At 68.4% G+C, this 13331-nt stretch carries 15 protein-coding genes; 7 read left to right on the top strand and 8 right to left on the bottom strand.

Annotated elements, in window-relative coordinates; translation table 11 throughout:
• Window positions 1–2: 2 nt before the first annotated feature.
• From tatB to WFQ67_RS16145, 5 genes are all read left to right on the top strand, one after another.
• Window positions 3–413, top strand: coding sequence for a Sec-independent protein translocase protein TatB (tatB, locus tag WFQ67_RS16165; protein WP_213626771.1), 411 nt, complete (start codon window positions 3–5; stop codon window positions 411–413).
• On the top strand, window positions 410–1204 hold the full coding sequence (tatC, locus tag WFQ67_RS16160; protein ID WP_173171124.1) for a twin-arginine translocase subunit TatC: 795 nt from the start codon (window positions 410–412) through the stop codon (window positions 1202–1204). Before tatB ends, tatC begins: the two co-directional genes overlap by 4 nt.
• A complete protein-coding gene (locus tag WFQ67_RS16155) occupies window positions 1201–1908 on the top strand; it encodes a 16S rRNA (uracil(1498)-N(3))-methyltransferase (RefSeq protein WP_173171121.1) in 708 nt (235 codons plus the stop codon). Before tatC ends, WFQ67_RS16155 begins: the two co-directional genes overlap by 4 nt.
• Before the next feature lie 72 nt (window positions 1909–1980).
• On the top strand, window positions 1981–3897 hold the full coding sequence (locus WFQ67_RS16150) for a methyl-accepting chemotaxis protein (protein WP_337057489.1): 1917 nt from the start codon (window positions 1981–1983) through the stop codon (window positions 3895–3897).
• Between the two features lie 59 nt (window positions 3898–3956).
• Complete coding sequence (locus WFQ67_RS16145; protein WP_173171116.1) at window positions 3957–4379, top strand: UPF0158 family protein; 423 nt, start codon at window positions 3957–3959, stop codon at window positions 4377–4379.
• A gap of 95 nt (window positions 4380–4474) precedes the next feature.
• On the opposite strand, the gene WFQ67_RS16140 is transcribed toward WFQ67_RS16145, so the two are convergent.
• From WFQ67_RS16140 to pip, 5 genes are all read right to left on the bottom strand, one after another.
• Complete coding sequence (locus WFQ67_RS16140; RefSeq protein ID WP_173171698.1) at window positions 4475–5209, bottom strand: amino acid ABC transporter ATP-binding protein; 735 nt, start codon at window positions 5207–5209, stop codon at window positions 4475–4477.
• Window positions 5202–6164, bottom strand: a complete 963-nt coding sequence (locus WFQ67_RS16135; RefSeq protein ID WP_173171113.1) for an amino acid ABC transporter permease — start codon at window positions 6162–6164, stop codon at window positions 5202–5204. Before WFQ67_RS16135 ends, WFQ67_RS16140 begins: the two co-directional genes overlap by 8 nt.
• A gap of 110 nt (window positions 6165–6274) precedes the next feature.
• Window positions 6275–7066 carry a transporter substrate-binding domain-containing protein gene (locus WFQ67_RS16130; RefSeq protein WP_111262802.1) on the bottom strand — a complete coding sequence of 264 codons (792 nt, stop codon included), beginning with the start codon at window positions 7064–7066 and terminating at the stop codon, window positions 6275–6277.
• A gap of 138 nt (window positions 7067–7204) precedes the next feature.
• Entirely contained in the window at window positions 7205–7642 is a 438-nt protein-coding gene (gene dtd / locus WFQ67_RS16125) for a D-aminoacyl-tRNA deacylase (RefSeq protein WP_111262801.1), read from the bottom strand.
• The gene (gene pip / locus WFQ67_RS16120; protein ID WP_213626777.1) at window positions 7642–8616 is read right to left on the bottom strand and encodes a prolyl aminopeptidase; all 975 of its coding nucleotides are present in this window, start codon (window positions 8614–8616) and stop codon (window positions 7642–7644) included. The genes dtd and pip overlap by 1 nt, the downstream gene beginning before the upstream one ends.
• A 92-nt stretch (window positions 8617–8708) precedes the next feature.
• On the opposite strand from pip, the gene WFQ67_RS16115 reads away from it, so the two are divergent.
• Together WFQ67_RS16115 and WFQ67_RS16110 are read left to right on the top strand one after the other, a co-directional pair.
• A complete protein-coding gene (locus WFQ67_RS16115) occupies window positions 8709–9140 on the top strand; it encodes a hypothetical protein (RefSeq protein ID WP_213626779.1) in 432 nt (143 codons plus the stop codon).
• Window positions 9137–9610, top strand: coding sequence for an NUDIX hydrolase (locus WFQ67_RS16110; protein WP_337057487.1), 474 nt, complete (start codon window positions 9137–9139; stop codon window positions 9608–9610). Before WFQ67_RS16115 ends, WFQ67_RS16110 begins: the two co-directional genes overlap by 4 nt.
• A 163-nt stretch (window positions 9611–9773) precedes the next feature.
• On the opposite strand, the gene hutG is transcribed toward WFQ67_RS16110, so the two are convergent.
• From hutG to WFQ67_RS16095, 3 genes are read right to left on the bottom strand one after another with little or no spacing between them, the layout of a single operon-like run.
• Window positions 9774–10577, bottom strand: coding sequence for an N-formylglutamate deformylase (gene hutG, locus WFQ67_RS16105; RefSeq protein ID WP_173171100.1), 804 nt, complete (start codon window positions 10575–10577; stop codon window positions 9774–9776).
• Complete coding sequence (gene hutI / locus WFQ67_RS16100) at window positions 10570–11778, bottom strand: imidazolonepropionase (protein ID WP_337057486.1); 1209 nt, start codon at window positions 11776–11778, stop codon at window positions 10570–10572. Before hutI ends, hutG begins: the two co-directional genes overlap by 8 nt.
• A complete protein-coding gene (locus WFQ67_RS16095; RefSeq protein ID WP_337057484.1) occupies window positions 11775–13328 on the bottom strand; it encodes an HAL/PAL/TAL family ammonia-lyase in 1554 nt (517 codons plus the stop codon). Before WFQ67_RS16095 ends, hutI begins: the two co-directional genes overlap by 4 nt.
• Window positions 13329–13331: the final 3 nt, after the last annotated feature.

The following is a 13331-nucleotide window of genomic DNA, read 5'->3' as shown; positions in this document are numbered from 1 at the left end:
GCATGTTCGGTATCAGCTTTGGTGAACTGCTGCTGATCGGCCTGGTGGCGCTGCTGGTGCTCGGCCCCGAGCGCCTGCCCGGTGCCGCCCGCACCGCCGGCCTGTGGATCGGCCGCCTCAAGCGCAGCTTCAACGCCATCAAGCAGGAAGTGGAACGCGAGATCGGCGCCGACGAGATCCGTCGCCAGCTGCATAACGAACAGATCATGGCGCTGGAGAAGCAGATCAAGGAGAGCATCGTGCCTCCCGCTGCGGAACCCGTGCCCACGCCGGCCGCCCCGCAGCCTGCGCCCGAGGCCGCGCCAGCAGTGGCGGCCGAGTCGAGCCCCGCCGTACCGGCCGCTGACGCCTTAGCGGCCAGCGCACCCGTCGTCGCGCCCATCGAACAGCCACAGCCGCCACGCCCCCTATGAGCGATCAGAAGCCGGAACTGGACCAGGAAATGCCCCTGGTCTCGCACCTCACCGAACTGCGTACCCGCCTGCTGCGCTGCGTGGCCGCGATCTTCCTGATCTTCGCCGGGCTGTTCTACTTCGCCCAGAAGATCTACACCCTGGTCTCCGCCCCGCTGCGCCAGTACCTGCCCGAAGGCGCGACCATGATCGCCACCGACGTGGCCTCGCCCTTCCTCACGCCCTTCAAGCTGACCATGGTGGTGGCGCTGTTCCTCGCCATGCCGGTGATCCTGCACCAGGTCTGGGGCTTCATCGCGCCCGGCCTGTACAAGCACGAGAAGCGCATCGCCATGCCGCTGCTGGTGTCCAGCATCGTGCTGTTCTACGCCGGCATGGCCTTCGCCTACTTCCTGGTGTTCCCGCTGATCTTCCACTTCTTCGCCAGCGTCACCCCCGAAGGCGTGTCGATGATGACGGACATCAGCAGCTACCTCGATTTCGTCATGACCCTGTTCTTCGCCTTCGGCGTCGCCTTCGAGATCCCGGTGGCCGTGGTGCTGCTGATCTGGATAGGCGTGGTCGACGTCAGCTACCTGAAGAAGATCCGCCCCTACGTGATCATCGGGTGCTTCGTGGTGGGCATGGTCCTCACCCCGCCGGACATCTTCTCCCAGACCCTCCTGGCCATCCCCATGTGGCTGCTGTTCGAAGTCGGCGTGTTCTTCGGCGGGTTGATCCGCAAGCGTGGCGACCATCCCGAGGACAGCACCGACGAGCCCGGCGACCAGCCGCCCGCCACCCAGCCGTGAACCTGCTGCTGCTCGAAGAGGGCGACCTGATCGCCCCTGATCGTGCCCTGTTGCAGGGCCGCCGCCTCAGGCACCTGCACGAGGTGCACCGCGCCGAGGCCGGTGACAGCCTGCGCGTAGGCCTGCTCGGCGGCGCCATGGGCGAAGGCCGCCTGCTGAGCCTGGAGGCCGACCGCGCCGAGCTGCAGTTCAGCCTGGAGCAGGCCCCGCCGGCCAAGCTGCCGATCACCCTGCTGCTGGCCCTGCCGCGCCCGAAGATGCTCCGTCGTGTGCTGCAGACCGTCGCCGCCATGGGCGTACCGCGCCTGGTGCTGCTCAACAGCTACCGCGTGGAAAAGAGCTTCTGGCAGACCCCCTTCCTCGAGCCCGCCGCCATCCGCGAGCAGCTCGTCCTCGGCCTGGAACAAGCCCGCGACACCGTGCTGCCCGAGGTGGTGATCGAGAAGCGCTTCAAACCCTTCGTCGAAGACCGCCTGCCCGCGCTGGCCGCCGGCACCCTCGGCCTGGTCGGCCACCCCGGCCCCTGGCCCGCCTGCCCGCGCGCAGTGGACGGCCCCCTCACCCTGGCCATCGGCCCGGAAGGTGGCTGGATTCCCTACGAAGTGGAAAAGCTCCAGGAAGCCGGCCTCGACCCGGTGCAGCTGGGCGAGCGCATCCTGCGCGTGGAAACCGCCGTCACCGCCCTGCTCGCCCGCCTGTTCTGACATCGCAGCCTTCAAGCCGCGCCCGCGCCTGCCGATAACCACGGAACTGCCTCGTTCGCTGGAGAAGTCCTCATGTTCCGCTGGTTCGGCAATATCAGTGTCAACGTCAAGCTGACCCTCGGCTTCGGCCTGGTACTGCTGCTCACGGTGCTCATCACCCTCACCGGCTGGCTGGCCCTCGACGCCACCCTGGAGCGCGGCGACAAGCTCGGCGCCAGCGCCAAGCTCAGCGAGATGACCAAGGACCTGCGCATCGCCCGCCAGGAGTACCAGATCAAGCAGGAGCCGGCGACGGCCGACAGGGTCGACGCCGCTCTCAGGGCGATCGAGGCCTTCGCCCAGGAGCTCGACAAGCAGCTCAGCGATCCCAGGGACCACGACCTCATCGACCAAGAGGAAGCCGCGCTCGGCGCCTACCGGCAGGCCTTCGGCCAGCTCGGCCAGGCCTACCAGGCCCGTGAGGCTTCACGCGCGCAACTCGGCGCCAGCGCCGATGCCGCCGTGCTGGCGATCGGCGAGATCGAGCAGCGCATTCTCTCCGACATCGCCCTGGACGAAGCCTCGCGCCTCGACCAGTACCGCCAGATCAACGAACTGCGCCTCGCCGTGCAACAGGCCCGCTTCCAGGTGCGCGGCTACACCTACAGCAACGACTCCAGCCTGGAGCAGGCCGCCCTCACCGCCGTGGATACCGCCCTGGCCGGCCAGGCCAAGCTCGGCGAGACCCTCGGGGAGGACGAAGACCTGGCCAAGGTCGCCGCCGGCCTCAAGGCCTACCGCGCCGCCATCGGCGCCTTCCGCAGCGCCACCGATGCCACCCTGGCGCACGCCCAGGCCATGACCACGCAGCGCGACAAGCTGTTGCAGATCAGCAACCAGCTGTTCGAGAGCCAGTCCGCCAAGCGCGAGAGCGAATCCGCCCAGACCCGCACCCTGCTGCTGACGACCATCGCCATCGCCCTGGCCATCGGCATCGCCGCCGCCGTGATCATCACCCGGCAGATCGTCCTGCCGCTGCAGCGCACCCTGGCCGTGGCCGAACGCATCGCCTCGGGCGACCTGAGCGAAGACCTAAAGGTCGATCGCGGCGACGAACTCGGCCAACTGCAGAAGAGCATGCAGCGCATGACCCTGAGCCTGCGCGAACTGATCGGCCATATCCGTGACGGCATCACCCAGATCGCCAGCGCCGCCGAGCAGCTTTCCGCCGTCACCGGGCAGACCAGCGCGGGGGTCAACAACCAGAAGGTCGAGACCGACCAGGTCGCCACCGCCATGAACGAGATGGCCGCCACCGTGCAGGAAGTCGCGCGCAACGCCGAGCAGGCTTCCGAGGCCGCCAGTTCCGCCGACCGCCTGTCCCGCGAGGGCGAGGTGGCGGTGAACGAGGCGGTCGAGCAGATGGATCGCCTGGCCACCGAAGTGGGCCGCTCCAACGAGGCCGTCGGCCGCCTCAAGCAGGAGAGCGAGAAGATCGGCAGCGTGCTCGACGTGATCAAGTCGGTGGCCGAGCAGACCAACCTGCTGGCCCTCAACGCCGCCATCGAAGCCGCCCGCGCGGGCGACGCCGGGCGCGGGTTCGCCGTGGTGGCGGACGAGGTGCGCGGCCTGGCCCAGCGCACGCAGAAATCCACCGAGGAGATCGAGGAGCTGATCGCCGGCCTGCAGAGCGGCACCCAGCAGGCCGCCAGCCTGATGGACACCAGCCGCAGCCTGACCGAAAACACCGTCGAGCTGACCCGCCGTGCCGGCCGCCGCCTGGGCACCATCGCCCAGGCCGTCTCCACCATCCAGCAGATGAACCAGCAGATCGCCGCGGCAGCCGAGCAGCAGGGCGCGGTGGCCGAGGAGATCAACCGCAGCGTCATCAACGTGCGCGACATCTCCGAGCAGACCGCCTCGGCCAGCGAGGAAACCGCCGCTTCCAGCATCGAGCTGGCGCGCCTGGGCAATGAACTGCAATCGATGGTGTCGCGCTTCCGCGTCTGACAAAACGGCGCCCCGGGGGTAGGATCACGCAGTCGCCCTTCCCCCCCAAAGGCCCCGTCATGCGCCCACTGACCATCGACCTCGACGAACTGGCCTTCGCCCTCAACACCGAAGGCCTCGATCACTACCTTGACCTGCTCAGCGGCAAGCTGCTGCTGATCCCCGAAGAAGACCCCGACCCGGAGCTGGACGCCCTGCTGCGTGCCGAGCCCGAACGCTTCCTGCTGGTGGAGCCGCTGACACCCGGCGAGAGCCTGCGGCTGATGCAGGAATTCCTCCACGAGGTGTCCCATCCCCACGCCTACACGGCGCTCGAGCAGGCCCTGGCCGGGCGCAAGCCGGTGCGCACCTTCAACCACGTGCTGATGGAGTACCCGGTGCTGCTGCAAGCCTGGCAGGCCTTCGAAGCCGCGCGCCTGCGCGAGCTGGCCCAGGACTGGCTCGAAGAGAACGAGCTGCGACCGGCCACGCCGCTGCACTGAACGGGAACCGCACGCCGCCACTCGCCACCCGGCTCATGCCCGCCCTGCGGCACGGCGATCGAAAATGAAAACGGGCCGCATCGCGGCCCTAACCGTTACAGCACCTGGCGCAGGAAGGCTTGCGCGCGCGGGTCCTGTGGCTGCTCGAAGAACTGCGCCGGCGGCGCATCCTCCAGCAACTTGCCATGGTCGAAGAACAGCACCCGGTCGGCCACCTCGCGGGCGAAGCCCATCTCGTGGGTGACGCAGACCATGGTCATGCCCTCGACGGCCAGCTGCTTCATCACGTCCAGCACCTCGCCGACCATCTCCGGGTCCAGCGCCGACGTGGGTTCGTCGAACAGCATCACCTTCGGTTCCATGCACAGGGCACGGGCGATGGCCACGCGCTGCTGCTGGCCGCCGGAGAGGCGCGAGGGGTACTCGTCGACCTTCTGCGAGATGCCTACCTTGGCCAGCAACGCCCGGGCCTTCTCCTCGCGCTCGGCCTTGCCGCGCTTGCGCACGACCTTCTGCGCCAGGCACAGGTTCTCCAGCACCGTCATGTGGGGGAACAGGTTGAAGTGCTGGAACACCATGCCCACCTCGCGGCGGTAGGCGTTCACATCGGTCCTGGGGTTGGCCAGGTCGACGCCGTCGATGCTCACCGAACCGGAGTCCAGCGCCTCCAGGCCGTTGAGGCAGCGCAGGAAGGTGGACTTGCCGGAGCCCGAGGGCCCGATCACCACCACCACTTCGCCGCGCTTCACCTGGGTGGTGACGTTGTCGACCGCGCGCACTTCATGGCCACGGGCGTCGAAGACTTTTACCAGCTCACGGACTTCAATCACTTTGCGCAAGCCTCCGTTCCAGGCGGTTGGCGATCTGCGACAGGGGCAGGTTGATCACGAGGTAGAGCGCGGCGACGCAGAACCAGATCTCGAATGTGGAGAAGGAAGTGGTGATCGCCTCGCGGCCGCTCTTGGTCAGTTCGGTGATGGCGATGACCGACACCAGCGAGGTGTCCTTGACCAGGCTGATGAACTGCCCGGCCAGGGGCGGCAGCACACGCTTGAAGGCCTGGGGCAGGATCACGTGGCGCATCGACTGCCCCGCGGAGAGGCCGAGCGAGCGCGCCGCCTCGTTCTGCCCGCGGGCGATGGACTGCACGCCGGCACGGACGATCTCGCCGACATAGGCGCCGGTGAACAGCGCCAGCGCCGCCACCCCGGCGAACTCGCGGGACAGGTTGAGCACGGTGCCGATGAAGAAATAGAAGATGAAGATCTGCACCAGCAGCGGCGTACCGCGCACCAGCTCGACGTACACGGTGGAGAGGTCGCGCAGGGTGGGGTTCGGCGACAGCCGGCAGAGCCCGGTGAACAGGCCGATGGCCAGGCCGAAGGCACCGGACAGCACGGAGATCCACAGGGTGGTCCAGAGGCCCCAGAGCAGCGGGCCGGCGGCCCAGTGGCGGGTCACCCCGACGACGTCGCCCTCGGCCACGTCATCGCCCTGGGAGACCTGCAGGCTGTCCCTGGCGATCACCAGCTGCTGCTCTTCGCCCGCCTCGTTGACCAGCGTCACCCGGGCGTTGGCGCCCTCCTCGGCGATGGCGTCGACCCGCGCGTATTCGGCGGCGCGCTGGGCTTCTTCGGCGTGGTAGGCGAAGTACTGGGGCACCCGGTTCCAGCGCCACTCGTAGGAGATCAGGGAGGTTGAGTACCAGAGGCCGTAGGCGACCACGACCAGGATCAGGCCGGTCAGTACGTGCCAGGGCCAGGTGCGACGTTGTTTTCTAGTCACGGGCTATCTCTTGCATGGCGGGAGGCCATAGAAGGCAAAAAGGCAGGCCCGGCCTCGTGAGCCGGAACCTGCCGTCTGCAGCGTGAAGCGTCGGGGCTTCGCGGCTGCGGTTACTCCATATCCTTCAGCCAGGCGGTGTTCTTGAACCACTTGGCATGGATGCGATCGTAGGTGCCGTCCTTCTGGATCTGGTGCAGCCAGTTGTTGATCCAGTTGATGCTGTCGTAGTCACCCTTCTTCAGGCCGAAGGCCAGGGGCTCGTAGGTGAAGGGCTCCTCCAGGTACACCAGCTTGCCGGCACCGGCCTTGTTCACCGCGACCACGTTGTAGGGCGCGTCATAGATGAAGGCGTCGGCCTTGCCGTTGACCACGTCCATCACCGCTTCCTGCTCGTTGTCGAAGCCGTTGTACTTGGCCTTGGCGATCAGCTTCTTGGCGACCATCTCGCCGGTGGTGCCGATCTTCGAGGTGATGCGGTACTGGGCGTCGTTCAGGTCCTTGTAGGATTTGATCTTGCCTTCCAGCTCCTTGCGGATCAGCAGCGTCTGGCCGACCACGATGAAGGGCTCGGAGAAGTTGACGCGCAGGTTGCGCTCCTGGGTCAGGGTCATGCCGGAGCCGATCATGTCGAACTTGTCGGTCAGCAGGGCCGGGATGATGCCGTCGTAGCTGGTGGAGACCAGTTCCAGCTTCACGCCCATCGCCTTGGACATGGCCTTGAGCAGGTCGACTTCGAAGCCGACGATCTCGCCGCGCTTGTTGGTCATCTCGAAGGGCATGTAGGTGGGGTCCATGCCGACGCGCAGGGTGCCGCGCTTGACCGCATCATCGACGACGCCAGCGTGGGCCAGGCCGGTGACGGCACAGGCGGAGAGCAACAGGGATGCGAGAAGCTTCTTCATTCTTACTCCTGGTTGGGCAGATCGTTATTGTGTGCAGCCCACGGACGTCGGGCAGGCGCAGAATGCTAACCGCCCGGATCGTGGATGGCGAGTCAGAGGCAAGAAGTACGCCAGAATCGGACGGGTGGCGGGTGAAGCCTAGCTCTCCAGGAGGAAGGTGACCGGCCCGTCATTGACCAGGTGCACCTGCATGTCGGCACCGAAGCGCCCGGTGGCCACCTGCGGGTGCTTGAGGCGCGCCTGCTGCACCAGGTAGTCGAAGAGTTCCTCGCCCAGGGCGGGCGGCGCCGCGCTGGAGAAGCTCGGGCGCAGGCCGCTGCGGGTATCGGCGGCCAGGGTGAACTGGGAGACCAGCAACAGGCCGCCGCCGACCGCGCCGAGCGAGAGGTTCATCTTGCCCTCGGCGTCGCTGAACACCCGGTAGTTGAGCAGCTTGTGCAAGAGCTTGTCGGCGCTGGCCTGGCTGTCCTGGGGCTCGACGCCCACCAGCACCAGCAGGCCCCGGTCGATGGCGCCGACGGTTTCGCCGGCGACGTCCACGCGGGCCGCGGAGACCCGCTGCAGGAGGCCCTTCATCAGGCCTCGTCTTCCGGCGGCAGGTCGAGCAGGCGGCGGGCGATCTGGTCGGTGGCGCGCACCAGCGCATCGGTGATGCCCGGCTCGGACGCGGCATGGCCGGCGTCACGGACGATCTGCAGCTCGCTGTTGGGCCAGGCCTGGTGCAAGGCCCAGGCGTTGTCCAGCGGGCAGATCACGTCGTAGCGGCCATGCACGATGATCCCCGGCAGGTGGGCGATCCTGTGCATGTCGCGCAGCAGCTGGTTGGGCTCGAGGAAGGCATCGTTGACGAAGTAGTGGCATTCGATGCGGGCGATGGACAGGGCGCGCATCGGCTCGCTGAAGCGCTCCACCACCGGGCCGCTGGGGCGCAGCGTGGCGGTGCGGCCTTCCCAGGTGGACCAGGCCTTGGCCGCGTGCATCTGGGCGATCTGGTCGCTGCCGGTCAGGCGCTTGTGGAAGGCGTGCAGCAAATCGCCCTGCTCGTCGGCCGGGATCGGTGCGACGTAGTCCTCCCAGTAGTCGGGGAACAGGCGGCTCGCGCCTTCCTGGTAGAACCAGGTGATCTCCTGCGGACGGCAGAGGAAGATGCCGCGCAGGATCAGCGCATGAACGCGCTCGGGGTGCTTCTGCGCATAGGCCAGGGACAGGGTCGATCCCCAGGAGCCGCCGAACAGCACCCACTTGTCGATGCCCAGGTGCTCACGGATCAGCTCCAGGTCGGCGACCAGGTCCCAGGTGGTGTTGTTCTCCAGGCTGGCATGGGGCGTCGAACGGCCGCAGCCACGCTGGTCGAAGGTGACGATGCGGTAGAGGTTGGGATCGAAGAAGCGCCGGCTCAGGGCATCACACCCGGATCCCGGGCCGCCGTGGATGAACACCACCGGCAGGCCATCGGGCGAACCGCTCTCGTCGACATACAGCACATGCGGTTCGTCCACCGCCAGCTCATGGCGGGCGTAGGGCTTAATCTCCGGATACAAAGTCTGCATTCTGGGCTCCGATACTGTGCGTAAGCTCGACCCCTTGCGGGTCTGCGCCACCTGTCCTGCCGGGCATCATAACGAGGAAAAGGGAGTTAGGCATGTCACCTGGGAAGATGATTTTCGCGCTCGCGCTGATTCTGCTCACGCTCACCGGTTGCGGCCGGGACGATCCCGCCGCCGCGCTGGATGCCGCCGTGCAGCGACTGCAGGACAACCTCGAGGCGAAGAAGACCGGCGCGGTGCTCGACCAGTTGCACCCGCAGTTCACCGCCCAGAAGGAATTCGACCGCGAATGGGCCAAGCGCACCATGACCCTGCTGTTCCTGCGTCACAACAACGTGCGCATCCTGGCCCTGGGCAAGACCAACCGCATCGACCCGACCTACAGTACCAAGGGCTACACCGAGGCCCAGGTGGGACTTGCCGGCGCCGAGGGGCTGATCCCCGACGCCGCGCGGCACTATGCCGTGAAGCTGGAATGGTGGCTGGAGGACGGCGAATGGAAACTGGCACGGCTCGACTGGGAATGACGCCCAGGCTGCAACACCGCATCCGTGCCGCCGGCCTACTGGTAGAGGCCGGCCGCATCCTGCTGGTCAAGCACGTGGTCGGCGACGACACCTACTGGATACCGCCGGGGGGAGGCTTCGAGTCCGACACCGACGCCTCCACCCGCGATACGGTGAGGCGCGAGTTCTTCGAGGAGACCGGGCTGGAGGTGGACGTCGGCCCGCTGGTCTACGTCCGCGAGTTCGCCGAGCCGGCGATGGGCCGCTTCCACATGGAGCTGTTCTACCGCATCGATGCCCGCCGCGGTGAGCCCACCCTGGCCAACCTCAAAGGCCTGGGCGGCGACGAGTTCGACATCCGCGAACTGGCCTGGATCAGCCGCGAGGAACTGGCCGCCCTGCCCTTCTATCCCGCCGAACTGCTGGACGACGCCTGGGATCGCCTCGCCCCCGCCCTGCCGACCATCCGCCATCTCGGCCTGCAGACCTAGCCCGACACCGCTCTTGTGGGAGCGAATTCATTCGCGAAAGGCCGGGTACCGGTGGGATCGATGGGATTCGCTGCGCTCTTCCCATCCTACGAAAGCCCTTCACCGCACGGCGCTGTAGGGGCGAACTCATTCGCCCATGGCCGCAACGCGGCCCCAGGCCGTCTCAACGCCCGTACCGCTCCCGCCCCCAGGCGAGCATCGCCAGCAGCAGCTGGCGGATGACCTTGCGGGTGGGCACGGCGAGGTCTTCGCGGAAGGCGAAGGGCTCCACTTCGTTCATGTAGGTGCGCTGGGCCAGTTCCAGCTGCACGGCGTGGATGTGCTGGTCGGGCTGGCCGTAATGGCGGGTGATGTGGCCGCCCTTGAAACGCCCGTTGAGCACATGGCTGTAGCCCTCGGCGCGGGCGCAGACGCTGACCAGCGCATCGGCCAGGCCCGGGTCGCAGCTGGCGCCGGCGTGGGTGCCGAGGTTGAAGTCCGGCAGGTGGCCGTCGAACAGGCGCGGGATGAAGGCGCGGATGGAGTGGGCGTCGAACAGCAGCGCATAGCCGAACTCGCGCTTCAGCCGCGCCAGCTCTTCGACGATGCGCCCGTGGTACGGCGCCCAGATGCCGTCCAGGTAACCGGCGCGCTCCTCGGCCGAAGGCTCGCACCCCGCCCGGAACAGCGGCTGGCCGTCGAACATCACGTCGGGGAACAGGCCGGTGGTGGCGGTGGCGTAGAGCGGCGTGTCGTCAGCCGGGCGGTTGAGGTCGATGACGTAGCGCGAGTAGTTGGCCGCCAGCAGCCCGGCGCCCAGCTCGGCGGCGAAATCGTAGAGCAGCGGGATGTGCCAGTCGGTGTCGATCAGCGAGCGCGCGCCGTCCACCAGGCCGGCCTCCACCGCCGGGGTCAGGCGGGTGCCGGGGTGCGGCATGCTGATCAGCAGCGGCACGCGGCCGGGGGTGAAGTCGAGGACGTTATCCAAGGTCGATCTCCTGTCCATGGCGCACCACCCGCTTGGGCAGGTCGCCGCCGAGCCAATAGGCCAGTTGTGCCGGGCGCTCGATGTCCCAGGCGACGAAGTCGGCGAGCTTGCCCGCCTCCAGGCTGCCGCAGCGCCCGGCCAGGCCCAGGGCACGGGCGGCGTTGAGGGTGACGCCGGCCAGGGCCTCTTCGGGGGTCAGGCGGAACGAGGTGCAGGCCATGTTCAGCATCAGCCGCAGCGACAGCGCCGGCGAGGTGCCGGGGTTGAGGTCGCTGGCCACCGCCATGGCCACGCCATGGCGGCGCAGGGCCTCGATGGGCGGCAGCCGGGTTTCGCGCAGCAGGTAGAAGGCGCCGGGCAACAGTACGGCGACGGTGCCGGCGGCGGCCATGGCGATGGCGTCTTCCTCGGTCATGTACTCCAGGTGGTCGGCCGACAGCGCGCCATAGCGCGCCGCCAGGCTGGAACCGTGCAAGGACGACAGCTGCTCGGCGTGCAGCTTGACCGGCAGCCCAAGCCCGCGCGCGGCCTGGAACACCCGCTCGACCTGGGCCGGGGAGAAGGCCAGGTGCTCGCAGAAGGCGTCCACCGCATCCACCAGGCCTTCAGCGGCCAGTTGCGGCAGGATCTCGGTGCACACCTGCTCGATGTAGTCGTCGGCGCGCCCGACGTATTCCGGTGGCAGCGCATGGGCGGCCAGGCAGGTGGTGGTGACCGTCAGCGGCAGCGCCTCGCCCAGGCGCCGCGCGACCCGCAGCATCTTGCGCTCGCTGGCCAGGTCCAGCCCGTAGCCGGACTTCACCTCCAGCGTGGTGACGCCGTCACGCAGCAGGTGCCGGGCGCGTGTCACTGCGCTGGCCAGCAGTTCGTCCTCGCCGGCTTCGCGGGTGGCGCGCACGGTGCTGGCGATGCCGCCGCCCCGGGCGGCGATCTCGGCGTAGCTGACGCCCTCCAGGCGCTGCTCGAATTCGGCGCTGCGGTCACCGCCGAACACCAGGTGGGTGTGGCAGTCGATCAGCCCCGGGGTGACCCAGGCGCCGCCCAGGTCGATGCGCTCGGCGCCGGTGGCGTCGGGCGCCTGGTCGAGCGGCCCGACCCAGCGGATCAGCTCGCCCTCGGTGAGCAGGGCGCCGTCCTCGATGATCGAGTAGCGCCCGCCCTGCAGGGTGGCGAGACGGCAGCCGCGCCAGAACCTCTTCATTGCAATCCTCCTGTCCGTGCGGAAATCGTCTCCAGGGCCGGCACCTCGCGCAGCAACGCCACGGCGGCGCCGATATCGGGGGCCAGCCAGCGGTCCTCCTCGTAGGCCGGCACCCGCTCACGCAGCAGGGTGCGGGCCGCTGCGGTGCCGACGCCGGTGGCCAGCTCGCCGAGGAACTCCTGGGCCTGCGCCGCCAGCAGGTACTCGATGGCCAGTATCTGCCGGCAATTGCCCAGCGCGCGGCCGAGCTTGAGCGCGGCACTGGTGCCCAGGCTCAGGTGGTCTTCCTGCAACCCGGAGGTGACGAAGTTATCCACCACCGCCGGTTGCGCCAGGTGGCGGTTCTCGCCGGCCAGGGCCGCCGCCACGTACTGCACGATCATCATTCCCGAGTTGACCCCCGGGCGGCTGACGAGGAAGGCCGGCAGGCCGCTGACCAGCGGGTTGACCAGGCGATCCAGGCGACGCTCGGCGATGCCACCCAGCTCGGCCACGGCTATGGCCAGGAGGTCGGCGGCCATGGCCACGGACTCGCCGTGGGGGTTGGCCTGGGAGATCACCCGGTAATGGTCCGGCGTGCCCAGCACCAGCGGGTTGTCGTTGGCGGAATTGAGCTCGGTCTCCACCTGCCGCGCGGCGTGGTCGAACTGGTCGCGGCAGGCGCCGTGCACCTGCGGGATCGAGCGGATGCTCAGGGCATCCTGGGTACGCAGGCCCTGGCTGGCGGCGATCACCTCGCTACCGGCGAGCAGCGCGCGCAGGTTGGCACCCACCTTCTGCATGCCCGGGTGCGGCTTGAGCTCGAGGATCGCCTGGTCGAAGGCGGCGAGCTGGCCGCGCAGGGCCTCGAAGCTCATGGCGCCGATCACGTCGGCCCAGCGCAGCAGGTGCTCCAGGTCGGCCAGCGCCAGGCAGGCGAGGCCGGTCATGCAGGGCAGGCCGTTGACCAGGCACAGCCCGTCCTTGGCGCCCAGCTGCAGCACCTGCAGCCCTTCGGCCGCCAGCGCCTCGGCAGCGGGCACCACGGCGCCGCGATAGCTCACCTCGCCGACGCCGAGCAAGGCAATGCCGACATGGGCCATGTGGGTCAGGTAGCCCACCGAGCCCTGGGACGGCACGCGCGGGGTGATGCCGCGGTTGAGCAGGTTGAGCAGCCCTTCCACCACCTGTGGCTGCAGGCCGGACTTGCCCTGGCTGTAGTTGGCGATGGCGCAGCAGATGATGGCGCGGGTCTGCTCGTCCTCCAGCACCGGGCCGACGCCGCAGGCGTGGCTGAGCAGGGTGTTGCGCGACAGCGCGGCGAGCTGTTCGCCCTCCAGCAGGATGTCGCTCAGGGCGCCCAGGCCGGTGCTGATGCCGTAGGCACGTTCGCCGCGCTCGACGATGCGGCGGACGATGGCGTGGGCGTTGTCGATGCGCGCCCAGGCAGCTGGCGACAACTCCAGGCGGTGGCCGCCTCGGGCCACGGCCACCACGTCGCGCCAGCGCAGCGCGCCGTCGCCGAAGACAGTGGTTCCGAGGGTGGCGGGGTTGGTCTTCACGATGTCCATGCC

This window comes from Pseudomonas sp. USHLN015 (genome assembly GCF_037153275.1).
Classification (GTDB): domain Bacteria; phylum Pseudomonadota; class Gammaproteobacteria; order Pseudomonadales; family Pseudomonadaceae; genus Metapseudomonas; species Metapseudomonas tohonis.
The sequence above is the reverse complement of the archived record's forward strand: the minus strand, read 5'-3'. Positions and strand labels throughout refer to the sequence as shown.

What these genes read in the sequence shown, in the direction of transcription:
- tatB (WP_213626771.1), top strand. Translation starts at nt 3, where the DNA reads ATGTTCGGTATCAGCTTTGGTGAACTGCTGCTGATCGGCCTGGTGGCG.
- WFQ67_RS16095 (WP_337057484.1), bottom strand. Translation starts at nt 13,328, where the DNA reads ATGGACATCGTGAAGACCAACCCCGCCACCCTCGGAACCACTGTCTTC.
- WFQ67_RS16110 (WP_337057487.1), top strand. Translation starts at nt 9,137, where the DNA reads ATGACGCCCAGGCTGCAACACCGCATCCGTGCCGCCGGCCTACTGGTA.
- dtd (WP_111262801.1), bottom strand. Translation starts at nt 7,642, where the DNA reads ATGAAGGGCCTCCTGCAGCGGGTCTCCGCGGCCCGCGTGGACGTCGCC.
- WFQ67_RS16130 (WP_111262802.1), bottom strand. Translation starts at nt 7,066, where the DNA reads ATGAAGAAGCTTCTCGCATCCCTGTTGCTCTCCGCCTGTGCCGTCACC.
- WFQ67_RS16150 (WP_337057489.1), top strand. Translation starts at nt 1,981, where the DNA reads ATGTTCCGCTGGTTCGGCAATATCAGTGTCAACGTCAAGCTGACCCTC.
- WFQ67_RS16115 (WP_213626779.1), top strand. Translation starts at nt 8,709, where the DNA reads ATGTCACCTGGGAAGATGATTTTCGCGCTCGCGCTGATTCTGCTCACG.
- WFQ67_RS16145 (WP_173171116.1), top strand. Translation starts at nt 3,957, where the DNA reads ATGCGCCCACTGACCATCGACCTCGACGAACTGGCCTTCGCCCTCAAC.
- tatC (WP_173171124.1), top strand. Translation starts at nt 410, where the DNA reads ATGAGCGATCAGAAGCCGGAACTGGACCAGGAAATGCCCCTGGTCTCG.
- hutI (WP_337057486.1), bottom strand. Translation starts at nt 11,778, where the DNA reads ATGAAGAGGTTCTGGCGCGGCTGCCGTCTCGCCACCCTGCAGGGCGGG.
- pip (WP_213626777.1), bottom strand. Translation starts at nt 8,616, where the DNA reads ATGCAGACTTTGTATCCGGAGATTAAGCCCTACGCCCGCCATGAGCTG.